Origin of the sequence: Streptococcus oralis (assembly GCF_003943415.1) — a bacterium.
GTDB lineage: Bacteria > Bacillota > Bacilli > Lactobacillales > Streptococcaceae > Streptococcus > Streptococcus oralis_BJ.
This window is the reverse complement of record NZ_RJPK01000001.1, coordinates 258,403-282,116: the sequence shown is the minus strand read 5'-3', so window position 1 is coordinate 282,116 and position 23,714 is coordinate 258,403. Positions and strand designations below refer to the sequence as shown.

Below are 23,714 nucleotides of genomic sequence, written 5' to 3'. Positions count from 1 at the left end.
TTTCTAAGTTAATTTTCACTATTTTTTGATGATTATTTAACTCATCTATTCAAATAATTGATAGTAGTCTGAGATTTTCATCTTAGCTTTTTCTTCTTTATTGAGGTCTTGGATGATACGACCTTCCTTCATGACAATCAGACGATTTCCATACTTCAGTGCATCTTCCATATGGTGGGTAATCATCAAGGCTGTCAGATAATCCTTGCTGACAAATTCATCAGTTAACTCCATCAAGGCCACACTTGTTTTTGGGTCAAGAGCCGCTGTGTGTTCATCCAACAAGAGCAACTCTGGTCGCTTCAAGGTTGCCATCAAGAGACTCAAGGCCTGACGTTGTCCACCTGAAAGAAACTCAATCGGAGTGTCGAGATGTTTCTCAAGACCATTTCCCACTTTTTCAATGGTAGCCTGAAACTCTTCCCGATGACTTGATAGCCTTCTAGGAAGGAGTCCTCTCTTCTCACCACGAAACTTGGCAATCAAGAGATTTTCCGCCACCGTCATACGGGGAGCCGTACCCATCTTAGGATCCTGAAAGACACGAGACAAGTACTTAGCCCGCTTTTCAGGTGAAAAATGCGTCACGTCCTCGCCCATGATACGGATACTTCCACTTGTTAAAGGCAAGGTACCTGCAATAGTGTTAAAAAGCGTTGATTTCCCTGCTCCATTTCCCCCTAGGATGGTAATGAAATCATGTTCGAAAATTTCAAGAGAAACATCATTCAGAATGATTTTTTCCTCATCAAAGCCATTCGTGATGACTTTGGTAGCATTTTTTAATTCTACAATTGCTGTCATTTGCTAAACTTGACTCCTTTCAGGTATTTGCTTTTGAAGGTTGGAATCATGAGGCAAACTGCCAAAATCAAGGCGCTGTACAAACGAAGATAACTTGTATTAAACCCAAGAGCAATCACTCCCCAAACGAGGAACTGATAAGCAATAGACCCTACAACGATGGTCATGAGTCGCTCTGCCAGGGTCAAACTCTTGAACAAAACCTCACCAATAATCAAGCTAGCAAGCCCTACGACAATCACGCCAATTCCTCGAGAAACATCCGCGTATCCTTCTTGTTGAGCAATTAAGGCTCCTGCAAGCGCGATAATCCCATTTGAGAGAACCAAGCCCATGAGTTCCATACGTCCCGTATTGATACCAAAGCTACGTGCCATATCGGGATTGTCACCTGTAGCGATGTAGGCCTGACCTAGTTTGGTATCTAGGAAAAAGAGCATGAGACCAATAACAAGAGCTACAAAGATTAATCCAGTCAGGAGTTGGTTAAGGTCTGAATCGAAAGGCAAGACATCCTGAATTTGCTTGGTTCCAAGAAGCCCCAGATTGGCACGCCCCATAATCATGAGCATGATGGAATGGCAGGAAGTCATGACCAGAATCCCTGATAAGAGGGTTGGGATTTTTCCTTTGGTATATAAGAGTCCCGTCGCCATTCCAGCTAGACATCCCGCTCCTACTGCAGCTAAGGTCGCTAAGAATGGATTGACTCCCTGTGTTATCAAGGTTACAGCTACTGCTCCCCCAAGAGGAAAAGAACCTTCAGTAGTCATATCAGGGAAATTCAAAATTCGGAAAGTCATAAAGATTCCCAAACCTAAAATCGCCCAGACCATCCCCTGAGAAATAATGGATACTATCATAATCTTTCACTCATTTCTTTCTTTAGTAAAAATGGGAGGAGATGTACCCAGCTCCTCCTTTATCTTTATTCAATCACTTGTCCTGCTTCTTTTAGAACGGACTCAGGAATGGTGATACCAAGTTCCTGCGCTAGTTTTTTATTAATCACTGACTTACCAGTTGAAAAGACATTAACTGGCGTATCAGCTGGTTTTTCACCTTTCAAAACTTTGGCAATCATTTTACCAGTAGCCACTCCAAGATCGTGTTGGTCAACTACTACAGATGCTAATCCTCCTGCTTCTACCATGGCAGTGGCACTTGGATAGATTGGCTTTTTAGCTGTTTGGTTGCTTGAAACAACTGTTGAGAATGCTGATGCGATGGTGTTGTCAATTGGAACCCAAATCGCATCGACCTTGCTGGTCATAACATTGACTGTTGAAGCAATTTCATTTGTTGATGGAACAGCAAAGGTTTCGACTGTCAAACCTGCTTTTTCAGCATAAGCCTTGAATTCTTCTACCTGTGTTTTTGAGTTATCTTCGCTACTTGAGTAAAGAGCTCCGATTGTTTTGACATTTGGTGTGAGAGTTTTTATCAACTCTACTTGTTGTTCAGCTGGGTTGTGGTCTGATACTCCCGTAATGTTGCCACCTGGTTTTTTCAAATCTTTGACCAAGTTAGCACCGATTGGGTCTGTAATAGCAGCCATGATAACAGGTAGGTCTTTTGTAGCACTAGCGAGTCCTTGAGCAGCTGGTGTCGCAATCCCAACAACAACGTCGTTTCCATTTGCTACTAACTGTTTACTCATGGTTGCAACCTTGCTCTGATCACCTTCAGAGTTCATAAAGTCGATTTTTACTTGGTCGTCCTTATAGCCTTCTTCAGCTAGTCCATCTTGAATTCCTTGGTAAATCAAGTCTAAAGAGGGGTGGCTAACAAACTGAAGGACACCAACCTTAGCAACTTTTTGCTCCACCTTAGCTGCTGGCTTGTTCATAGATGAATAGATCAAACTAGCTACTACCAATACTGCTAATCCAGCGATAATTCCAATTAAACGTTTATTTTTCATATTTTTTCTCCTTTTAAATCACTTGTATAATGCTCTTTTAAACAAAACAAGCGACGCCATCGTTTAAATTCCATAAGTCTCCTCCAACAAAAAGTCCTCACACAAAAAACTTGTGTGAGGACGTCGATGCGCGGTGCCACCTCAATTATAGGGAATATCCCTATCGCTCTTTCTCGCATTCACGAGTTGCACTATAAGGTGTGCTCACCGAATTTTTATGATTTCAAATTCTTAAGTACATTCAGCCCAATTTCATCAATTTCATCTATCTGCTTTCACCAACCACAGACTCTCTAAAAAATGAGCATGATTACTTTCTGAATGTTTAAATTATATCATTTTTCAACTACTTGTCAAGCTTATTTTTAGAATTTTTTAAACAATTCAAAAACTTCCCCTTGAAAAAGAGAAAGTTTGTAGAATATCAGCCTGAATTACGCAAACCGGTTGCAATTCCGTTAATAGTTGTATGAATCAGTCTTTCTTCGTCTGCTGACAATTCACCACGACGTTGACGTTTGATCAACTCCAACTGGATGTAGTTAAGGATATTAAAGTAAGGCATACGATAGTTTAGACTGTCTTTTAGGTAAGAGTTCTCCGCCAAGAGTTCGTCATAACCTTCGATGGCTAGAATAACGTCCTTGGTCAATTGCCATTCATCTAAAATGGTGTAATAGATGGCTTGCACTTCTTCATCCTCACAGAGCTTGGCATATTCAAAGGCAATGTTCATGTTGGACTTAGACAAGACCATGTCCACATTAGAGAGCAGAGATTGGAAGAAAGGCCAGTTTTGGTACATGTCACGGAGAATCTCAATATTCTTTGGATCTTGATCAATAAATTCTTTAAAGCTTGATCCCACACCGTACCATCCAGGAAACATGACACGACTTTGTGACCACGAGAAGACCCAAGGGATGGCACGCAAACCACCGATTTCTGTAATAGTCTTACGAGCTGCTGGACGCGAACCGATATTAAAGCTTGAAATAGCCTTGATTGGACTTGATTCAAAGAAATAGTCATAGAAATGTTCATTTCCAAAGACCAAATCACGGTAGATATCGTAGCTGCGGTCCACTACTTGATCCATGATAGCTTCATAACGATTTGATGTGTTAGTATCACTCTTCTTCTTGGTAATCATACGGTTAATAGCTGCAGAAACCAACATTTCAAGGTTATAATAGGCAGCGTCTTTGTTTCCGTATTTGTTTCCAATCACTTCTCCCTGCTCAGTCAGACGGATGCGGTCCTTAATAGACTTGAGTGGTTGGGATGTGATAGCTTCATAAGTTGGTCCACCACCACGACCCACAGTACCACCACGACCATGGAAGAAGGTAACTTTAACACCAAATTCGTCACCGATAGCAGTCAGTTGCTGTTGCGCTTTATATAGAGTCCAACATGATGACAGGTAACCACCGTCTTTGTTGCTATCAGAGTAGCCTAGCATGATTTCTTGGTAGTTGTCTTTTGAAGCAATCCATTTTTTAGCCAAAGGAAGAGAGAAATATCTTCTCATGGTTTCTTCCGAGTGATCCAAGTCCTCAATTGTTTCAAAGAGGGGAACGATTTGAACACGGGCTTTTTGGGCATCCACCAAGCCAACTTCCTTGAGCATGATGGCTAATTCTAGCATATCGGACACACTGGTTGCATGAGAGATAATCGTTTGACGAATGACATTTTCGCCCAGTTTATCCTTCAACTTGCGCGCAGCTTTAAAGATAGACAGTTCTTTTTCAAGCAGTTCTGACTTTTCAGCATGAGTGGCTGAGAGGATACGAGGATCTTCTTCCAACTCTTTTAAAAGGAGGCTACATTTTTCATCTTCAGAAAGATCACTATAATGGTCGTTGATACCTGCGGATGCTAGCAATTCTGCCACACAGGCTTCATGAACACTAGAATCTTGGCGCATGTCGATAGAGGCAAGATAGAAGCCAAAGATTTCAACCGCCTGCATCAACTCTACAAATTCTCCTGAAATCAGGTACTCACCTTTGTTCTCTAATAGAGAATCTCGGATGGCCAATAAATCTTGGTAAAATTCATCTGCGGTAGCATATCTTGGATGAACATCCTTATCTTCGATAAGATAGGTCTTGGTTGCCTGCATCTTAGCTTGGATGTCAAAAAGAGCACGACGATAGAGTTCTTTTTCACGATAAATGGAATTATCTTGAGACTTGAGCGCCATCTCACGAACCTTGTCACTAACATTCACAATACTGGTTGAAAGTGAGAATTCACGATAGAGGTTATAAATCTTCTCATCGTAGTAGTTCATGATGACTTCGCACTGAGTCAAGGCTGATTTGTTGAGGGTTTCCGCTGTTACGAAAGGATTTCCATCACGGTCTCCTCCGATCCACATCCCCATTGTAATCGGTTTTGGATGTTGGAGCTCGATACCTTGTTCTTTAGCTAATTTTTTATACTCAGCCGTCAAACGTGGAACAGCATTCAGGAAAGAACTTTGGTAGTACTCCATCACGTTGGTGATTTCGTTGGTTACTTTCAATTTCTTCTCACGAATCATGTCGGTTTGCATGATAATTTCAATGTAACGACGAAGATCTGTGTGCCACTTTTCTTTATTAATCAAGCCAAGTTTGACATCACGGTACTTACGTAGGAGAGTGTGGATATGATTGGTCAAGTCCAGCATACTCTTACGTTGTACTTGCGTTGGATGGGCGGTCAAGACAGGAACGACATTTAACTTTTCTAAAATTTCGGCTGCATTTTCTTTTTCAGCTACCATCTTAATCGTTGTTGACAGTTTTCCTAGATAGTCTTGGTCCACATTATTTTGGTGATTGATCTCATAAGCCAAATCCACATCTTCAGAGATATTGATCAAGAGTGGAAGGATTGAGAAATAGCGAGAAATATAGATCATTTCCTCGTTTGAAAGGCTGGTCACCAATTTATTGAGTCCTTGATAGTTTTCGCTTGTAGACAAGTCCTTCAACTGCATGATTTTATCAAAAGTCTCTGGCGCTAGCATATTTTTAGTGATGTCTTCTAACAGCTCTGTCAAAATCAAGACTTCTTCTTGGACGACGGCTTTATTGCTATAGTTTTCTAATTTTTGAAGTGACATAAACTTTCCTTTCCATTCAATCCTTATAGAGTAACAGAAGTTTGACCTTCATATTCTCTGATAAGTTTGGCACGTTTTTCACTAGCATCGATATTTAGTACAAAGGCAATGGCTACAGATAAGACTAGGAGGCTATTCCCCCCTTGTGAAAGGAAGGGGAAGGTTACCCCTGTAGAAGGAATCAAACCGGAAATCCCACCGATATTGACAAAGACCTGAACAAGGATCATCCCTCCGACACCGATAGCAACCATAGAGTTAAAGGGATCCTTAGCTCGAATACCGACTAGGATGATTCTCAAAATCAAGAAGAAGAGGAGTGCCAAAATCATACTCGCTCCTACAAATCCAAACTCCTCGATGACGATCGAAAAGACGAAGTCCGTATGGGCTTCTGGCAAATAACCACGTTTCTCAATGGAATTTCCTAAACCTAGTCCAAACCAACCACCATTAACCATGGCATAGTAAGAATTTGCAAGCTGGTGCCCTGCGCCTGCCAAGTCATTGAAAGGATTAAAGAAGGCGCTGAAACGTTTAGCAACGTAACCAAATACCGGAATTTGAGAAAACTTCTCAATCCCAACAAGACGAATGACAGACAAGGCTAAAATGGAACTTCCTGCTAAGAGAGCTAGAATAGTCGAGAACCAACGATAGGCGATTCCACTAACTGTGTACATAAGCAGCGACACCAAGACCAGAATGGTCGCATTTCCCAAGTCAGGGAAAATTCCCAAACTACCAATCAAAACCAGTAAAACGAAACGCCAGTCGTTAAAAGCTCGAGGCAACCACTGATTCTGAGTCAAGACTTGGAAATCATAAACAGCTATCTCATCTTGCTGTTTTGAGAATCGATGGGCTAGGTACCAAATAATGATAATCTTAAGATACTCTGCAGGCTGAATCGTTACAGGTCCTACAGAAATCCAACCGTAGGCACCATTGACGGGTGTTCCAATTAGCCGAGCCAAAGCTAGGAGAATCATCTCTACAAACATAACGATAAAAATCAAGCGTTCATTTCTTAAAAAACCAAGTTTCAGTTTATAAATTAAGGCAATCAAAACCAAACTAACTACCCAAAACATTCCTTGGTTCCGAGCTAACTGAAGAGCACTTTTCCCTTCTTGGATCAAGGTAGCACTCGTCGTTGAGTAAACAACAATTAGACCCAAAATCGATAAAAGGAGGTAAGGAATCAAAATGGAATAGTTCAATAGGTGCCTTTTACTAATTTTCATATGTCACCACTCTAATAGAAACAGAGAAAACTGTTCCTAATTCCGTTTTATTTTCTAGTTTTGATTGCTATTATACCATTTTTTCAGAAAGAAAAAAACTCTTATCCTCCAATCCTTCGAATTTTGCTATTTGGCCGAAACTGATTACTAAAAAATACAAACTTCAAGACAAAGTTTGTATTTTCTTTTTTATTCTGCTGATGAGCTACTGCTTGAGTTTGAGTCTGCACCACCAACGTATTGGGCAAAGATATTTTGGAAAACAGGATCTTTCACTTTAATATTGGCAGCTTGGAATTCTTTTCCGATAACGCTCTGAACGAAAGATGAATCGTTTTGTTTCTGAGTCAGGATGACCGTTTTCAATTTTTCTTTGTAGTCATCTAGGTTTGATGATTTTTCTGTTTTCTTGGTTAGCTTAATAATGTAGTATTGGGTACTGTAGGCTTGTGTTCCAGTCGCTGTGATAACATCAGAGACACCATTCACATCCAAGGCAAAGGCCGCCTTCTTGACTTGTTCTGGAAGTTCTGTTGAAGCAGAGTCAAAAGTGATTTCGCCACCATTTTCTTTTGTCTTGTCATCATTTGAGTTGTCTTTTGCCAACTGGGCAAAGTCAGCTCCTTCGGCTTTTGCCTTTTCAAGCACTTCTTTTGCCTTGGCTTCATTATCCATACGGATGATCTGAGCTGTTACATCTGGTGTATAAGACTCAAAAGCTTTTTGGTAAGCTTCGTCAGTCAGTTCATTTTCTGCTGCTTTTTTAACTGCCAATTCGACCAACTTACTTGTGCGAATTTGAGCTTTACGAGTCTCAGGAGTCATACCCGCACGTGAAAGAACATTTTGATAACTATCACCGTATTTCTTCTGCTCTTCAGCAACAGCATCATCCACCTCTTTGTCAGTCACTTCTGAACCATATTGTTTTTCAAAAACTTTTTCAATGGTCATATTAAGCAAAACTTGTTGCGCAGTTGGGTTATTTTTGACTTGTTCATAAAATTGATGTTCAGTGACGACATCACCCTTCATGCTGATGAGGTCAGCTCCTTCAGAACTTTTTGAACAAGCAGCCAAAGTCGCTACAGATAATAAGGTAATGGCTCCTGCCAATAGTTTTTTCTTCATGTTTACTCCTTTTATGGTAAGTTACCTTCTCTATTTTACTAAATTGTCTTAAATTTTTCTAAAAATCATCCACTATCAGGAAGTTGGACATCTGCTACATTTTTTCTCAGCATGAGAATCCCATCCCCGAGCGGAACTAGAGTTGCTGTTAGACCTGGATTGTCCAAAGTTGCATCGAAAAGTCTCTGCAAACCTTTATAAATGGTGCGTTGACCCCGACGGACTTCCATGATATCCTTGGCAACATCGCCTCCTTGGAAAATATCATCCAAGACCACTACTCCACCGACTTCCAAGTGCTTGAGGATTTCAGGCAGAAAGACGATGTATTTGGACTTGGCCGAATCCATAAAGACAAAATCATAGGTTTCTGTCAAGGTTGATAGGACATCGACTGCGTCCCCCTCTAAAAGAGTGATTTGCTTACGACTGTCAAACTGGGCAAAGTTTTCCTTGGCAAAGCCTATCATCTCAGGATTACGGTCAATAGTTGTAATCTTAGCATTTGGGGCATGTTCCGCCATCAGGAGAGCTGAGAAGCCAATTGCCGTTCCAATCTCCAAAATGTTCTTGGGCTGTATGGTCTCCATGAGAAATCGAAAGTAAGCGACCGTTTCATGGGGAATGATGGGAATGTTTTCCTTGCGAGCGAAGATTTCCAATTCTTTCAAGGAATCTGTCACCTGCTTTTGACGCTGGCGCATGAGTTCTACGATTTCTTCCTTGACGACTGGACGTCGCATATTGTGATTGGCATTTTTACTATAAGACTCTACCATCTTATGCTAATCCCAATTTTTCAACAAGAGCTTCAAACTCGTTCAAGCGACGTTCAAAGACTGCAAAGGCATCGTTAAGATAGTCTTCTTTTTCCATATCAACACCCGCTTTTCTCATAACATTGAGCGGATAGTCAGACTTACCAGCCTTGAGGTAGTCGATATAGCGGTCACGATCTTCTTGACTACCATGGACAATCTTCTCAGCTAAGGCTGAAGCAGCTGCAAAACCTGTTGAATACTGATAAACATAGTAGTTATAGTAGAAGTGTGGAATGCGCGCCCACTCGTATTGGATCTGAGGATTGTCTTCCTTGCTGAGTCCATAGTACTCTTGGTTCAAGTCAGCGTAGAGTTTATTGAGGAAATCGCTGGTCAAGACTTCTCCATTTTGGTCTGCTTGGTGGATGGCATGTTCAAACTCAGCGAATTGAGTTTGACGGAAGACTGTTCCACGGAAACCGTCTAGGAAGTTATTGAGAATAGCAAAGCGTGTCGCATCGTCTTCTACTTCTTCCAACAATTTCTCTGTCAAGATATTTTCATTGGTCGTTGAGGCAATCTCAGCCAAGAAGATAGAGTAATCTCCGTAAACATAAGGCTGCGTTTCACGAGTATAGCTTGAGTGCATACTGTGACCTGTTTCATGGACAAGGGTAAAGAGATTATCTAGATTGTCCTGCCAGTTGAGAAGCATGAAGGCATTAGTATCATAAGAACCACCAGAGTAGGCACCAGAACGCTTGCCTTGGTTTTCATAGACATCAATCCAACGCTCGCTAAAGGCACATTTGACACGACTCAAGTAGTCGTCACCCAAGACCGCCAAGGCCTCTTCTGCTTTTTTCAAGGCTTCTTCGTAAGTAAAGCTGTATTCTACTGAAGATAGTGGTGTGTATACATCGTACATCTTGAGATCAGAAATCCCCAAGATTTTAGAACGAAGTTCAAGGTAACGATGCAAGAGTGGCAAATGCTTGCGAACTGTTGCTACTAGATTGTCATAGACACTTTCTGGAACAAAGTTTGCTGCGAGAGCTGCATGGCGAGCACTCTTATAGTTGCGAACTTTTGCGCGGTAGTTTTGCACCTTAACATTTGTCTGCAAAGTCTTAGCATAAGTGTGTTGGAATTGCTCGTATGTCGCATAAAGGGCTTCATAGGCACCACGACGCACTTCACGGTTTTTAGACTCCATCAAACGGATGTAAGTACCGTGTGAGAGTTGCACTTCCTTGCCTTCATCATCAAGAACATATGGGAAGCTAATATCCGCATTGTCCAAAATAGCGAAAGTTTCACTAGCAGCGCCAAAGATCTCTCCTGCTCCAGCAAGTAATTCTTCCTCACGTTGCGAAAGAACATGGTCTTTCTTCTGCAAGAGCTTGTCAAAAAAGTGCTTGTAAACTTGGAGTTTTGGTTGAGCTTCTAGGAAGGCCGCATACTGCTCCTCACTCATCTCCATAAACTCAGGTTCATAAAATGAAAAGGCTTGTTCTAACTGACTGTATAGGGTCATTGCCTTAGCATAGTACTCTTGATACTTGGCTTCACGCGTGTCCTGGTCATTTTTCATATGTGCATAGACATAAAGCTTTTCAACTTGGCGTTCCAAGTCAAGTGAGAATTCTGTAATCTCAAGCAAACTGTCCGCGCTATCCAAGAGATGCCCCTCATACTGAGATGCTGTTTGTACTTTTTCAGTTAAGTCTTTCAAGGCTTCTTCCCAAGCCTGGTCTGTTGGGTAGATTGTCGAAAGATCCCATGTATCTTTTTCATTTATTTCATGTCGTTGTAATACCATAAGATTCCTCCATCCTTTCTATTTTACCACATTTTTTGAGAAATATAAGTGATAAAAAGCTGGTGGATAGAGCTTTTGGCGATTATTTTTCGGATTTTTTTGATAGTAAGCCTGAAAATTTCTATAATAGCTAGTCAAATCCGTTTCAATCTGCAAAAAATCACCTGACTCTATTGGTCTGATTTGGGGATACCAATCGTCCAGTTGACGGTTTAATAGATTGTTTCCTTGATGATATGCTTCCTCCTGCTTCTTCATCCAGTAAGGCGTTTGGTAGTACAACTGCTGGCGAATATAGTGACAGATAGTGGGATCTTGGACAACTGCAAAACGAGGCATTTTTTGTTTTTGATAAGGAAATCGTAGAATTTCCAAGAGATTTCCTTGTCCATAGGGAAATTCCTTAACCTGAAAATGAAGCTTGCCACGTAGGTCCTGATGCAGAAGATATTTGAGTCTCAAAACTTGCTTTTTGAGATCTAGTTCCCAAACATAGAATCCCATATTTTGACTAAAATAGAGGAATCCCCTTTGCAGTTGTGTTAATCGCTCTTTTAACCAGAGTTTTTCTCCCAGTAGCCAGATAACCTGGTATCCCTGACTACGGTAGCCTTGGCTTCTATCGCCTAAAAGCTTTTGAGACAAAGGGCTGCACTGAACCTCCAACGCTAGTTTCTCATTGACGAGAACATCCGCTATCTGCTGAATATCGGGCAGATTATATTCTAAGGCGACCTGATTGTCCTTCTTGGCCCAGTGATAAAGGGCCTCTTTGTTGCCCAAGTGTTCTGGACTTTCATTTTCAAAAATAGCTATACAATCCCTTAACCTTTCATGGGCAAAGTGCGTTCGAATACTCTGTCCTTGGCGTAATCGTAGTCCGCCCCCACAGGCTGGACAAGTATAAGCTTGCTTGGTCACTTCTTTTTCGAGGGCATTCACCAAATTTCCCTTGGCATCTCTGGCTACAAACATGGTCTACCTCCTTTTCTCATTTATTCGAAAAATAAGTAAAAAAGACTGGAATGCCAGCCTTTCATGATATTATTTCTTATCTTTTTTGTCTCTTAGAATATTTTTTTAGCATGGGAATGAGATTGGAAATCTGCTCACTTCTAATGACCAGCACGCCGTATTCCTGACAGCGATTGGCATAAACAGGATTGATTTTCCCCGTACAGACAATTAACTTGAGGCAACTCTCCCCAGCAAAATGATTGGCGTAGACTTCTAGTTCGTTGATGGCTTCAACTGACAAATCTGTCATCTTGCAAGAGATAAAGGTAATCGAGCGCCCCTTTCTCAGAATGACATCAATCTCATTTTGAACATTGTCCGCCTCTGGAAAGATACCATTCCAATCAATCTCACCACCTATCATGCATTCATCAAACAGCTGAGATTCAAGCGCCAAGAGATAGAGATACAATTCTAAAATGTGCCCTTTGTTGCGACAAAAGATTTGAGCTTCTTGAGTTGGAAAGCTGTAGCTTACTCGCTCCTTGTCCTCGCCTTCAATGCGAAGCATCCCCGCTTCCACTAGTAAGGGGATAAGGGATTCTGGATAGTGATAATACTTGCCGTTGTTTTCCAGAATCTTTTCTGTCTCAGCATGAAGGTCATTGGTCTTAGCTAGAGAGAAAAATTGGGTCACTTGATACCAGTGGGCTGGATTGGTAATAGCCGAGCTGGCTAGTTTTTTGATGGCAGCAATTTGCTGAACTGAGTGGATAGGGCGTTTTGATTTGAGTATTTTTCCACCACGCAAGGCTATCAGCTGTTGGATGCTTAGGGTAGGAATGTCCAAATCTTCTTTTTCCAACTGACCAGCTACCCACTTGTATTGTTTTCCCCGCTCGACATCCATTGCAACGATGGGAAGGTGGCGATCCAAGCCGTATTGATAGAGAGATAGGGCGAGTAGCGAATCCCCACCAAAAACATCAAGAAGAACCTGGTCATACTCAGCCAAGCAATAATCTAACTGGTTTGCTAGTTGTTCTAAGGATAACTGACGAAAGGTCACTCGTTGGATATGGGGGACTTCATCCAGGATAAAATGGCGCAGTGAAAGTTTATCGTTATTACTTATTTTCGTCAAAGATAGAAAAAGAATCTCGTCACAATCACTGACAAAAGCTTGGTAGACATTCTTTTCCAATACATGCCGATCATACAGCTCCACCAAAAGACTCGTCATTGGATCACCTCCATCATATACAACTTCTTGCGCTGAAAGAGGCAGTAACACACTTCTACTGCTCGCTTTTCCTACTTCTAGTATAGCATAAAATCCTGCTCGCCCCAATCAACCAACGCAAATAAAAACGAATAGAAACCTTGCAAAGTGGTTACTATTCGCTTGTAGATGTTTGATTTACTTGACTTTTTTGGCTAACATGGTCGCAAAGCGTAGTTGAATGCGATTGCCATTTTCATCACGACGGTGCAGATGTCCTGGGTTTTCATTGTACTTAATTAATTCCCAATCCTTGTAGTAGTCGGCCAGCTCCCCTTCTTTAAAGGTGAATGGAAAGTTGACTGAGCAAGGATAATCCTCCGTGTCCATAGCACAGACGATAAGATTATAGCCACCGACCGTGGTGTGCTCCTGCATATTTTGGATAATAGCTGGAATGCGGTCCGCTTGTAGAAACATTAAAACAACTGTTGAAACGATGAAATCATAGTCTTGGCTAATACTGGCTGAATTGATATCATAAAGTCCGACAGGCATGTCTAGATCCTCTTGTTCCACAATGCTTTGCAAGATTTCAAGGGACAATTCATTTTGATCCACAGCTGTCACATCAAAACCTTTCTGAGCAAGAAAGAGAGAGTTACGGCCTTGACCACAACCCAAATCCAGGGCTCTACCTGGTTTCACCGTTTGCATGGCTTCTAGAACCTCTGAATGGACTGGATTGGTCTGGTATTTCTTAGGGAAATAATCCTCAGATTTACAATAAAATTCCAAGTACCATTCTACATCATCAGTGGCAGCCTCTACTCGGTGCCAGGCTTGTGGTTGCGCCATAGGGTTGTCGGCTCCTGCTTCAAAGAGATGTTCAGCTAGAACCTCACCATCTTCTGTCAACTCAATAAACTTGAGTGTCCCCTTCAAGACAGTAATTTTTCCCCAAGTGCCGACCTTGGTATTGTGTTTTTGCTGGACAATTTCTGGCATGGTCTGTTTATTCCACAAGGGCATCCGTTTATAGGCAATTAGTTTTTCCATTTCACTTCCTCTTCTTAACGCTGGTTGACAGCTTTCATGACACGCGCGATGTCGCGGTTTTGTTCACGTCGCTTGATCGACTCTCGTTTGTCATAGTCGTGCTTCCCTTTGGCAAGTCCTAAAAGGAGTTTGGAGTAGCCATCTTTGATATAGACTTTAAGGGGAACAAGGGTCATTCCTGTCCCTTTGGTCTCTTGTTCCAATTTTTGAATTTGCTTCTTATGGAGCAGGAGTTTACGACGGCGTTCTGGTTCCTGGTTCCAGATATTGCCCTCTTCGTAAGGAGCGATATGAACATTGCTCAGCCAGACTTCCCCATTTTTTACTTGGGCAAAGCCGTCCTTGAGATTGATTCGAGCGGCTCGAACGCTCTTGATTTCAGTTCCGGTTAGGACCATCCCTGCCTCTAGCGTATCTACGATTGTATAGTCGTGGTGCGCTTTTTTATTTTGTGCGACGACCTTTCCCTCTCCCTTTGCCATGCTTGGCTCCTTTCTTAGCTACTTCTTTGTAAAAAGGTTTCTTGCCCTTTTTCTTCTTGTCTTTTTGTGAATGCTTGTGCTTATTATTTGAGCGTCCTGATTTTCTCTTATCTTCCTTCTTATCTGAACGACGACTTATGCCACGACTTCTGTCTTTGTGACTAGCTTGTTTCAAGCCTTTTTCGATGACATCAAACTCACTTGGAATATAAGAGAAATCAATCTCACCTGTCATCTTATCGGTTCTTTCAACCCGAATGCGAATCTGCTGTCCTACACGGAAGGTTGTACCCGATTTCTCCCCACGGAGTGTCAAGTCACGCTCGTTGAAATGATAAAATTCAGGCAGATTAGTGATATGAATCAAGCCTTCGACTGTATTTGGCAATTCAACAAAGAGACCGAATTTGACGATGCTGGATACAACTGCATCGTACTCTTCACCCACGTATTCTTCCATGTACTCAGCTTTTTTCATGGCTTCGACTTCACGCTCCGCCTCGATGGCACGACGCTCACGGTTGGAAGACTGGGTCGCAATCTCTGGAATCACTTGCTCAAAATGCTCTGCTACTTCCTTAGAACGCCCATAGTCTCGAATCATACGGTGAACAAGGAGGTCAGGATAACGGCGAATCGGACTAGTAAAGTGAGTGTAATAGTCAGCTGTTAGTCCATAGTGACCGTGATTGTGCTCCGAATAGCGAGCCTGTTGCATGGAGCGAAGAAGCATCATGGACAATACATCCGCATAGGGTTCTCCCTCAACAGTACGCATGATGTCTTGGAGGGCCTCCTGGCTAATCTCACTGGCAGTTCCATAAATTCGCAAACCAAAGCTCGAAGCATAATCAATAAACTTCTGAACTTTTTCAGCCTTGGGCTCCTCGTGAATCCGATAGATGAAAGGTAGATCCAACTTGCTAAAGTGCTCAGCAACCGTTTCGTTGGCAATCAACATGAAGGACTCAATCATGCGCTCTGCAATGCCTCGTTGGCGAAGAACGATATCCACAGGCTTGCCTTTTTGATCCACCAAAATCTTAGCTTCACTGGTATCAAAATTAAGAGCACCACGTTTCTCTCGCATATTTTCTAGAATTTCATGAAGCTTGACCATGAGTTCGATACTAGGAACAATTTTCTTAAACTCTTGTCTCTTTTCCTCGTCACCTGCTAGAATATCATTAACAGCGCTATAGGTCATACGAAAGCTTGTCTTGATAACTGTTTGGGTAATGGTGTAATTAACCACACGACCATGTTTATCAATCTCCATAATGGCAGACTGGGTCAAGCGATCTACTTGAGGATTGAGAGAGCAGATACCGTTTGACAAGCGCTCTGGAAGCATTGGAACCACTCGGTCTGTCACATAGACAGAAGTCGCGCGATTAAGGGCTTCCTTGTCAAGGGCAGAACCCTCTGTCACATAGTAGGAAACATCCGCAATGTGAACTCCGAGTTCGATATTGCCATTTTTCAAAGGCTTGATGTGAACTGCATCGTCCAAGTCCTTGGCATCCGCGCCGTCAATGGTAAAGGTAAGCTCATCTCTTAAATCCAGACGCCCTTCCATATCCTTTTCTGAGGGAGCATCAGGCACACTTTCCGCCTCCTTGAGAACAGCTTCTGGAAATTCTGAAACAATATCCATAGACTCCAAGACTTCAAGGACATCAATCCCAGCATCAGTCGAGTGTCCCACCACGTCCAGCACACTAGCAACAAAGAAATCATGTTTCTTACTTGGGTATTTGTCGATAAAGACCTTTAGAACTTCTGTTCCTTCAAGTTTGAGGGCTGGTTTCTTCACATAAATAGGTTGGCTGATTTTCTGATTTTTGGAACGGATATAGCCGGCATACTTGGGCTTTTCCTGATCCAGAACAATTTGGCCGACAACCGTCGTCAGGCTATGTTCTAGGATATCAATAATTTTGGCTTCTGCAGCTGTTCCCTTGTTACGGTCAGCAACTTTCTTGATGACCACCTCAACGGTATCGCCATCAATGGCATAGTTGACATCGTTTTTTCCAACAAAAAGATCATCCTCCTCGCCTTCCAGACTGACAAAGCCGAAGCCATTTTTATGGGCATGAAAAATCCCTTTGAGGGTAATTTCATGTTTCTTCTTCTGGTCCAAGGTGAGGCTACCATCTTCTCCAAATCGAATCTGGTGCTTTCTTTCCATCAGAGACAGGGTTTTAATCAACTCACGGAAATCCTTGGATCCATCCTTTCCGAGAGCCTGAGCCAGGTCATTTACCGTCACTCGCCCCTTCTCTTGCAAATATTCTTTAATTTTATCTTTCATGTTTTCTTTCTAGATTTTTATAATTTTTTTGATTGATAACTTTATAAGTGTCGTTAAAAATAAAAATAGGCAAAGACCTAGTCTCGCCCATTTCTTATCTACTTGATAATACCGTCAATGCTAAGGCAATGGCTAGCCAGAAAAAGACTAAAACACCTGTCAAACGTTGCATCACGGCTTCAAAACCACGCGCTTTACTACGTTCAAACAAATCACCCGAGCTGGCATCAAATACATTGCTGGATTGGTTCTTAGTTGGTTGCATGAAAATCGCAATCACAATCACAACAGATAATACTAATAAAATGGTTAATAATAGGTTGTACATATCAAACTCCTTAAAATCCCTATTATTTTACCATAAATTCTACTTAGATTCAAGATGTAGGGTTACTTTTCTTTCCTTGGGACAATATTTTAGAACTTCAATCTTATCTGGATGGTTTTTTGAGTTCTTACTAGTTAGATAATTCATGCTGCCACAAGAGGAGCATTTGAGATTAATTTTTACTCGCACTAGATTTCCTTTACTTTTAATAATGATCTAAATTGAACTAAGTTAAATAAACAACTGAAAGCCACACAGGCTGCTGTCGCATAAAAAACAGAGTGGTAGCCAAATTGCCCTGCTACTGCTGAACCAGTCATGGGACCAACAACACCCCCAAGGTAGAAAAAGACTTGGTTAAAGGCAAAAATCCTTGAAATGCCTGCTTTGGGAGTCATCTTACTAAGCAATGCATTAACACCTGGTATCAGAGCACCCGTTCCCAAACCAAATAGAAAACGATACAAGCCAAGTTGAATGGGGCTGGTTGCATGGGCACAAAGAAGGTAAATGATGACTGAATAAACCTGCGCTGCAACTAAAAGTCTATGATTTCCCACCTTATCTCCTAGTTTTCCCATCACTCCAGCACTCATCATGCTAGAAAATCCCATGCTGGATACGATCAAACCAGATACAAAGAGGAGATTTTCAGTCTGCCCTAAGTCCCGCACATAGAGAGCCAGGATAGGACCAATTGATTGAGCTGAAAATTGAATGACAAAGCTGGTTAAAAACAAATTAATCAAAAGATGAGAGTGTTTAATAGAACTAAACAACTCTTTTGTTGGTATTGCCTTCTCCTTAGCTACTGGCTGAAAATCTTCCTTGATAAAGAAAATGGTTAAGATTGCGGCTAAAAACAAGAAGCCACCTACCAATAAAAAAACATTGCGAATACCAAAAATTTCAGCAATCAAGCCACCTACAAAGGGGCCGGTTAGGGTTCCAGCTACTACTCCAGTTGATAAAGTCCCCAAAGCATAGCCAGACTTATCCTTGGGGACTTGACTGGCTATTAAAGCTGTCGCATTCGGTACGAAACCTGTAAATACGCCATTTAGTAATCTAAGAAAGATTAACCAATAGATATTCGGCACGAAGGCCAAACCTCCCATAGTGATGGTCATGGCAAGGCCAGCTCGAATCATCATGGGTTTACGACCGTACTTGTCAGCAAGAATACCCCAGATAGGAGAAATCAAAGCTGCTGAAACAGCCGAAACTGAGATGGCTAATCCAGCATAGAAAGCAACTTGGTCACTCTCGATTCCCAACTGCTCTACAAAGATAGGCATAAAAGGGACGACCAAGGAAATACTGGCTCCCGTTAGAAAACTACCGAACCAGGCGACACGAAGATTATCTTTCCAACTAATCTCTTGCACAGCTATCTCCTCCTTCAAGTAACTTCACTACTTGCCCCACAAGCTGGTCACGACTGCCATTATTATCTAATATATGACTCGCCAAACTTTTCTTTTCTTCTAAAGACCACTGGGCTGCCAGACGGGACTCAGCTACTTCCTTAGAAAGATGATCCCGTTTCATGAAACGTTCTAATTGGATATCATGGTCCACATAGACCAGCCACGTTTCATCAAACCAGTTGGCATAGTTCTGTTCAAAAAGCAGAGGAATATCCATGAAAAAAATCGCTTCTGTCTGGGCTAACTGTTCTCTCAGTGCAGCCAATTCCTCACGAATAATCTCTCCTTGGGTTTGCTTAGACCATTCCCGCTCTTCAGGATTTGAAAAGATAAGACTAGCTAGGAGAGGGCGATTGAGTTCTCCATTTTCTAAGATAATTTCCTGTCCAAAATGCTGAACTAAGACCTGATATAGACGCCCACCAGGTCTTTGTAACTGGTGAACAAGTTGATCAGCATCCACAACTTGAAAGCCTTTTTGTCTTAGAAAATTTGTCACAGTTGACTTCCCAGAGGCAATTCCTCCTGTGATTCCAATGATTTTTCCCATCAGCCCCTCCTTTGACACTGAGGACAAAAATGAGTTCCACGTCCACCAAGCTGGATTTTCTCAATGATGGTACCACAGCGTGAACATGCTTGACCAGTCCTATCATAGACCTGATGAAAATCCTGCATAGTTCCGTCTTCCCCAAAGGCATTGGTATAGGTTCGAATGGTAGAGCCGCCCTTTTCAACTGCCTGTCCCAAAACAGCAATGGTCTGGTCATGAATAGCTGACGCTTCTTCTGCCGTCAAAGTCTGGGAAAGTCTAGATGGATGAACCTGAGCTCGCCAGAGGACCTCATCCACATAGATATTGCCAAGGCCAGCTACCAAGGTTTGATCTAGGAGATGGGATTTGATAGGCTTTTTAGACTTGGATAGAGCAACTTGAAAGACCTGCAAATCAAAGTCCTGCTCTCTTGGCTCAGGCCCTAGTTTTTTAGAAACAAAGTAGGCTTCCAAAAGGTCAGGCGCCAATAGTTCCATAGTACCAAACTTGCGTACGTCCTCATATACAAGCGTTCCCCCGTCCTCAAACTGGAAGAAAACATGGGCATGCTTGCGTTCAGGAACCTGGTCTGGATAGTAAAAATACTTGCCCTCCATCCGCAGATGGGAAATCAAGACCTTGTTTGTCAGGTAAAAAAGTAAATATTTTCCACGGCGCCCCATGGACTCAACAATCTGACCAGGCAATTCCTTTTGAAACTCATCCAAATCCGTCTTGACCATCTTAGAATAGGCAATCTCTATATTAGAAATCTTCTTTCCTAAAATCAATTTTTCTAAGCCACGACGAACCGTTTCAACCTCAGGTAATTCGGGCATAGTTCCTCCTTCTGTAAAAACAAGAAGCAGGCATGAGCCCACCTCTACTTAGTATTCTTTCTCATTATAGCCAAAGTCAGCCAAATCTAGCTTTTTATCACGCCAGTTTTTCTTGACCTTAACCCAAGTTTCTAAGAAAACCTTATCTCCTAGCATGAGTTCGATATCACGACGAGCCATAGTTCCAATTTTCTTGAGCATAGCGCCACCTTTTCCGATGATAATCCCTTTTTGACTATCATGTTCCACCATGATGGTTGCACGGATATGAATCTTGTCAGACTCCTCATCACGCTTCATAGAGTCGACTACTACGGCAACTGAGTGAGGAATCTCTTCACGAGTTAGGTGCAAGACCTTCTCACGAATCATTTCTGAAACTAGGAATCGCTCTGGGTGGTCTGTGATTTGATCAGACGGAAAGTACTGGAAACCTTCCTCCAGATTTTCACTCAAAATATCGATTAGTCGAGAAACGTTATTTCCCTGAAGGGCTGAGATAGGAACAATTTCCTTAAAGTCCATCTGGTTACGGAAGTCATCAATCTGAGCCAAAAGCTGGTCTGGATGGACCTTGTCAATCTTATTCACCACCAGAATCACAGGAACCTTGGCAGCTTTCAGACGATCGATAATCATATCGTCGCCCTTACCACGTGGCTCATCAGCTGGCACCATGAATAGAACAGTGTCTACTTCACGAAGGGTGCTGTAGGCTGATTCCACCATGAAATCTCCAAGAGCCGTCTTAGGCTTGTGAATCCCCGGTGTATCGATAAAGACGATTTGCTCCTTATCCGTTGTGTAAATCCCCATGATTTTATTGCGCGTTGTCTGCGCCTTATCACTCATGATAGCAATCTTTTGTCCCATGACGTGATTCAAAAAGGTTGATTTCCCAACATTGGGACGCCCTAAAATGGCTACAAAGCCTGATTTAAATGTCATAATTTCCTCTTAGTGTTTAAAATAATAAATCCCAAATGCGTGGGAGAAAGATAAGTGCACCTGTCACTGCAGCAAAAAGAGAGACCACCAGCACGGCTCCTGCCGCCATGTCCTTGGCTTTCTTTGCCAACATAGAAAAGTGATAGTGACTGGCTAGATCCACCACATTTTCGATAGCAGAATTAATAATTTCAAACGCTACTACCAAGAAAATGCTCATTAGGAGAAAGAGCCATTCGATCCGTGACACCTGAAAAACAAAACCTGCAAGGATGACTACTAGAGCCGTCACTGCATGTTTTCGCATATTGCGTTCTTCCTTGAAAGCAGTCAGAATTCCTGTAAGGGCAAATTCTAAACTGGATACCAGGTCACGATTTTTCCATTTTCGTTTATTGTCTTGTGAGTCCATAGGCTGTTAAAATTTCTTCTTGTAAACCGAACATCTCCGCTTCTTCTTCCGGAGTGTAGTGATCGTAGCCGTTGATATGTAAAAAGCCGTGTACCGCCAAGAAGCCCATCTCACGCTCAAAGCTGTGGCCATATTCCTCAGCCTGCTCATGCGCTTTATCAATAGAGATGAAAAGCTCCCCAATATAGGCATCAAACTCAGACATCATCTCTGCTAATTCAGGATTTTCAAGCAAATCTTCTTCATCAAAGGCAATATCCAATTCTGGCTTATATTCAAGGCTAATGACATCTGTCGGACGATCCGTATCACGGTACTCGAGGTTGAGTTCGTGGCTACGATCGTTGGTCACAAAAGTGACTGCCATCTCCTTGTCTTCTTTTCCTATTTTTTGGGCTGCAAATTCCAAAATTTCTTGGGTTTGTTGCAAGATTTCTTGTGAAACTTGACCAGTTTCATCTACCATTTCAATATACATGTACTTCTCGATTCTCTTTACTTGGCTTTATTATACCATATTTCCATGATTTTATTCTACCTTTTTGATATAATACTATGGAATACAATCACAAGGAGAGAACGATGTCATTTGACGGATTTTTTTTACACCACATGGTTGAGGAGTTGCGAAGAGAGTTGGTCAATGGTCGCATTCAGAAGATCAATCAACCTTTTGAACAAGAGTTGGTCTTGCAAATCCGCAGCAATCGCCAAAGCCATCGCCTGCTCCTCTCTGCTCATCCAGTTTTTGGGCGCATTCAGCTGACCCAAACGACCTTTGAAAACCCAGCCCAACCTTCTACTTTTATCATGGTTTTGAGAAAGTATTTACAGGGCGCCGTAATTGAGTCCATCGAGCAAATCGAAAATGACCGTATCGTGGAAATTACGGTTTCCAATAAAAATGAGATTGGAGACCATATCCGGGCTACCTTAATTATCGAAATCATGGGCAAACACAGCAATATTCTCCTCGTGGATAAAAGTAACCATAAAATCCTCGAAGTCATCAAACACGTTGGCTTTTCACAGAATAGCTACCGCACCTTGCTGCCAGGCTCGACCTATATCGCTCCGCCAACCACCGAGTCTCTCAATCCTTTCACAGTCAAGGACGAGAAACTCTTTGAAATCCTGCAAACACAGGAACTAACAGCTAAAAATCTTCAAAGTCTCTTTCAAGGTCTAGGACGCGATACGGCAAACGAACTGGAAAGTCTATTGGTTCATGATAAACTGTCCACCTTCCGAAACTTTTTCAGTCAAGAAACCAAGCCATTCTTGACTGAGACTTCTTTTAGTCCAGTTCCTTTTGCAAATCAGGTGGGAGAGCCTTTTGCCAGCCTATCAGAGCTCTTGGATAGCTACTTTAAGGACAAGGCTGAGCGCGATCGTGTCAAACAGCAAGCTAGTGAACTGATTCGGCGCGTTGAAAATGAGCTTCAGAAAAACCGCCACAAACTCAAAAAACAAGAAAAAGAATTACTGGCCACAGACAACGCTGAGGAGTTTCGCCAAAAAGGCGAATTGCTGACAACCTTCCTCCACCAAGTTCCCAATGACCAAGACCAGGTTGTCTTGGATAACTACTACACCAACCAGCCTATCATCATTGCTCTTGATAAAGCTCTAACTCCCAGCCAGAATGCCCAACGCTATTTCAAACGTTACCAGAAACTCAAAGAAGCTGTCAAATACTTGACTGATCTGATTGAAGAAACCAAGGCAACCATTCTCTATCTGGAAAGTGTGGAAACCGTCCTCAATCAAGCTGGACTGGAAGAAATCGCTGAAATCCGTGAAGAATTGATCCAAACTGGCTTTATTAGAAGACGCCAACGTGAAAAAATCCAGAAACGCAAAAAACCAGAACAATATCTGGCGAGCGATGGCAAGACTATCATCTATGTCGGACGCAATAACCTGCAAAACGAGGAACTAACCTTTAAAATGGCTCGCAAGGAGGAACTTTGGTTCCACGCCAAGGACATCCCTGGAAGCCATGTCGTCATCTCAGGAAATCTTGACCCATCTGATGAAGTTAAGACGGATGCGGCCGAACTAGCTGCCTACTTCTCCAAAGGGCGCTTGTCAAATCTCGTGCAAGTGGATATGATAGAAGTCAAAAAACTCAACAAACCAACTGGTGGAAAACCTGGCTTTGTGACCTACACTGGACAAAAGACCCTCCGTGTCACACCAGACCCAGAAAAAATCGCATCTATGAAAAAATCCTGATTCAACTTGAAATCAGGATTTTCTATTACAATTTTAGTCTGCAATCAAGGTTTCCAAGCCGACCTTCATCATATCAGTGAAGGTGTTTTGATTTTCTCAGCCAGTTTTTAGTAACTCTTAAAGAGCGAGATTTTGGT

The 23,714-nt window shown here is 42.1% G+C and carries 22 protein-coding genes and 1 other annotated feature; of the genes, 1 reads left to right on the top strand and 21 read right to left on the bottom strand.

Translation table 11 applies throughout. The annotated features are described in order from the left end of the window. Positions 1 to 45 precede the first annotated feature (45 nt). From D8801_RS01355 to ybeY, 21 genes are all read right to left on the bottom strand, one after another. Positions 46 to 804: an ABC transporter ATP-binding protein gene (locus D8801_RS01355; RefSeq protein WP_125847297.1), complete on the bottom strand. Its 759-nt coding sequence runs from the start codon at positions 802 to 804 to the stop codon at positions 46 to 48. After that, positions 801 to 1,667 carry an ABC transporter permease gene (locus D8801_RS01350; protein WP_000637255.1) on the bottom strand — a complete coding sequence of 289 codons (867 nt, stop codon included), beginning with the start codon at positions 1,665 to 1,667 and terminating at the stop codon, positions 801 to 803. The genes D8801_RS01355 and D8801_RS01350 overlap by 4 nt, the downstream gene beginning before the upstream one ends. A 65-nt stretch (positions 1,668 to 1,732) precedes the next feature. Beyond that, positions 1,733 to 2,728 carry a tryptophan ABC transporter substrate-binding protein gene (trpX, locus tag D8801_RS01345; protein ID WP_125847295.1) on the bottom strand — a complete coding sequence of 332 codons (996 nt, stop codon included), beginning with the start codon at positions 2,726 to 2,728 and terminating at the stop codon, positions 1,733 to 1,735. A 113-nt stretch (positions 2,729 to 2,841) separates the two neighbouring features. Beyond that, positions 2,842 to 3,057: a binding site (T-box leader), on the bottom strand. A 95-nt stretch (positions 3,058 to 3,152) separates the two neighbouring features. Beyond that, complete coding sequence (ppc, locus tag D8801_RS01340) at positions 3,153 to 5,849, bottom strand: phosphoenolpyruvate carboxylase (protein WP_125847293.1); 2,697 nt, start codon at positions 5,847 to 5,849, stop codon at positions 3,153 to 3,155. 23 nt (positions 5,850 to 5,872) lie between these two features. Further along, positions 5,873 to 7,096, bottom strand: coding sequence for a cell division peptidoglycan polymerase FtsW (gene ftsW / locus D8801_RS01335; RefSeq protein WP_125847291.1), 1,224 nt, complete (start codon positions 7,094 to 7,096; stop codon positions 5,873 to 5,875). Positions 7,097 to 7,285: 189 nt separating this feature from the next. Continuing rightward, positions 7,286 to 8,227, bottom strand: a complete 942-nt coding sequence (gene prsA / locus D8801_RS01330) for a peptidylprolyl isomerase PrsA (RefSeq protein ID WP_125847290.1) — start codon at positions 8,225 to 8,227, stop codon at positions 7,286 to 7,288. 65 nt (positions 8,228 to 8,292) lie between these two features. After that, a complete protein-coding gene (locus tag D8801_RS01325; protein ID WP_125847288.1) occupies positions 8,293 to 9,006 on the bottom strand; it encodes an O-methyltransferase in 714 nt (237 codons plus the stop codon). Between the two features lies 1 nt (position 9,007). Continuing rightward, positions 9,008 to 10,810 carry an oligoendopeptidase F gene (gene pepF, locus D8801_RS01320; RefSeq protein ID WP_125847286.1) on the bottom strand — a complete coding sequence of 601 codons (1,803 nt, stop codon included), beginning with the start codon at positions 10,808 to 10,810 and terminating at the stop codon, positions 9,008 to 9,010. 18 nt (positions 10,811 to 10,828) lie between these two features. Continuing rightward, positions 10,829 to 11,785, bottom strand: a complete 957-nt coding sequence (locus D8801_RS01315; RefSeq protein ID WP_125847285.1) for a competence protein CoiA — start codon at positions 11,783 to 11,785, stop codon at positions 10,829 to 10,831. Positions 11,786 to 11,861: 76 nt separating this feature from the next. Next, positions 11,862 to 13,010, bottom strand: coding sequence for a PDDEXK family nuclease (locus D8801_RS01310; RefSeq protein ID WP_125847282.1), 1,149 nt, complete (start codon positions 13,008 to 13,010; stop codon positions 11,862 to 11,864). Positions 13,011 to 13,187: 177 nt separating this feature from the next. Beyond that, complete coding sequence (gene tehB / locus D8801_RS01305; protein WP_125847280.1) at positions 13,188 to 14,048, bottom strand: SAM-dependent methyltransferase TehB; 861 nt, start codon at positions 14,046 to 14,048, stop codon at positions 13,188 to 13,190. 14 nt (positions 14,049 to 14,062) lie between these two features. After that, entirely contained in the window at positions 14,063 to 14,530 is a 468-nt protein-coding gene (gene smpB / locus D8801_RS01300) for an SsrA-binding protein SmpB (protein WP_125847278.1), read from the bottom strand. Next, the gene (rnr, locus tag D8801_RS01295; RefSeq protein ID WP_125847276.1) at positions 14,493 to 16,847 is read right to left on the bottom strand and encodes a ribonuclease R; all 2,355 of its coding nucleotides are present in this window, start codon (positions 16,845 to 16,847) and stop codon (positions 14,493 to 14,495) included. The genes smpB and rnr overlap by 38 nt, the downstream gene beginning before the upstream one ends. A 94-nt stretch (positions 16,848 to 16,941) precedes the next feature. Continuing rightward, positions 16,942 to 17,175 carry a preprotein translocase subunit SecG gene (secG, locus tag D8801_RS01290; RefSeq protein ID WP_007519515.1) on the bottom strand — a complete coding sequence of 78 codons (234 nt, stop codon included), beginning with the start codon at positions 17,173 to 17,175 and terminating at the stop codon, positions 16,942 to 16,944. Between the two features lie 39 nt (positions 17,176 to 17,214). Continuing rightward, complete coding sequence (gene rpmG, locus D8801_RS01285; protein ID WP_084943637.1) at positions 17,215 to 17,364, bottom strand: 50S ribosomal protein L33; 150 nt, start codon at positions 17,362 to 17,364, stop codon at positions 17,215 to 17,217. Next, positions 17,364 to 18,563: a multidrug efflux MFS transporter PmrA gene (locus D8801_RS01280; RefSeq protein WP_125847275.1), complete on the bottom strand. Its 1,200-nt coding sequence runs from the start codon at positions 18,561 to 18,563 to the stop codon at positions 17,364 to 17,366. Before D8801_RS01280 ends, rpmG begins: the two co-directional genes overlap by 1 nt. Then, positions 18,550 to 19,155, bottom strand: coding sequence for a dephospho-CoA kinase (gene coaE, locus D8801_RS01275; protein ID WP_125847273.1), 606 nt, complete (start codon positions 19,153 to 19,155; stop codon positions 18,550 to 18,552). Before coaE ends, D8801_RS01280 begins: the two co-directional genes overlap by 14 nt. Then, a complete protein-coding gene (gene mutM / locus D8801_RS01270; RefSeq protein ID WP_125847271.1) occupies positions 19,155 to 19,979 on the bottom strand; it encodes a DNA-formamidopyrimidine glycosylase in 825 nt (274 codons plus the stop codon). The genes coaE and mutM overlap by 1 nt, the downstream gene beginning before the upstream one ends. 48 nt (positions 19,980 to 20,027) lie before the next feature. After that, complete coding sequence (era, locus tag D8801_RS01265; protein ID WP_125847269.1) at positions 20,028 to 20,927, bottom strand: GTPase Era; 900 nt, start codon at positions 20,925 to 20,927, stop codon at positions 20,028 to 20,030. A 16-nt stretch (positions 20,928 to 20,943) separates the two neighbouring features. Further along, the gene (locus D8801_RS01260) at positions 20,944 to 21,339 is read right to left on the bottom strand and encodes a diacylglycerol kinase family protein (protein ID WP_125847267.1); all 396 of its coding nucleotides are present in this window, start codon (positions 21,337 to 21,339) and stop codon (positions 20,944 to 20,946) included. Beyond that, positions 21,320 to 21,817, bottom strand: a complete 498-nt coding sequence (gene ybeY, locus D8801_RS01255; RefSeq protein WP_093585018.1) for an rRNA maturation RNase YbeY — start codon at positions 21,815 to 21,817, stop codon at positions 21,320 to 21,322. Before ybeY ends, D8801_RS01260 begins: the two co-directional genes overlap by 20 nt. A gap of 104 nt (positions 21,818 to 21,921) precedes the next feature. Between ybeY and pavA the strand changes: the two genes are divergently transcribed. After that, positions 21,922 to 23,577 carry an Rqc2 family fibronectin-binding protein PavA gene (gene pavA, locus D8801_RS01250; protein ID WP_125847265.1) on the top strand — a complete coding sequence of 552 codons (1,656 nt, stop codon included), beginning with the start codon at positions 21,922 to 21,924 and terminating at the stop codon, positions 23,575 to 23,577. Positions 23,578 to 23,714: the final 137 nt, after the last annotated feature.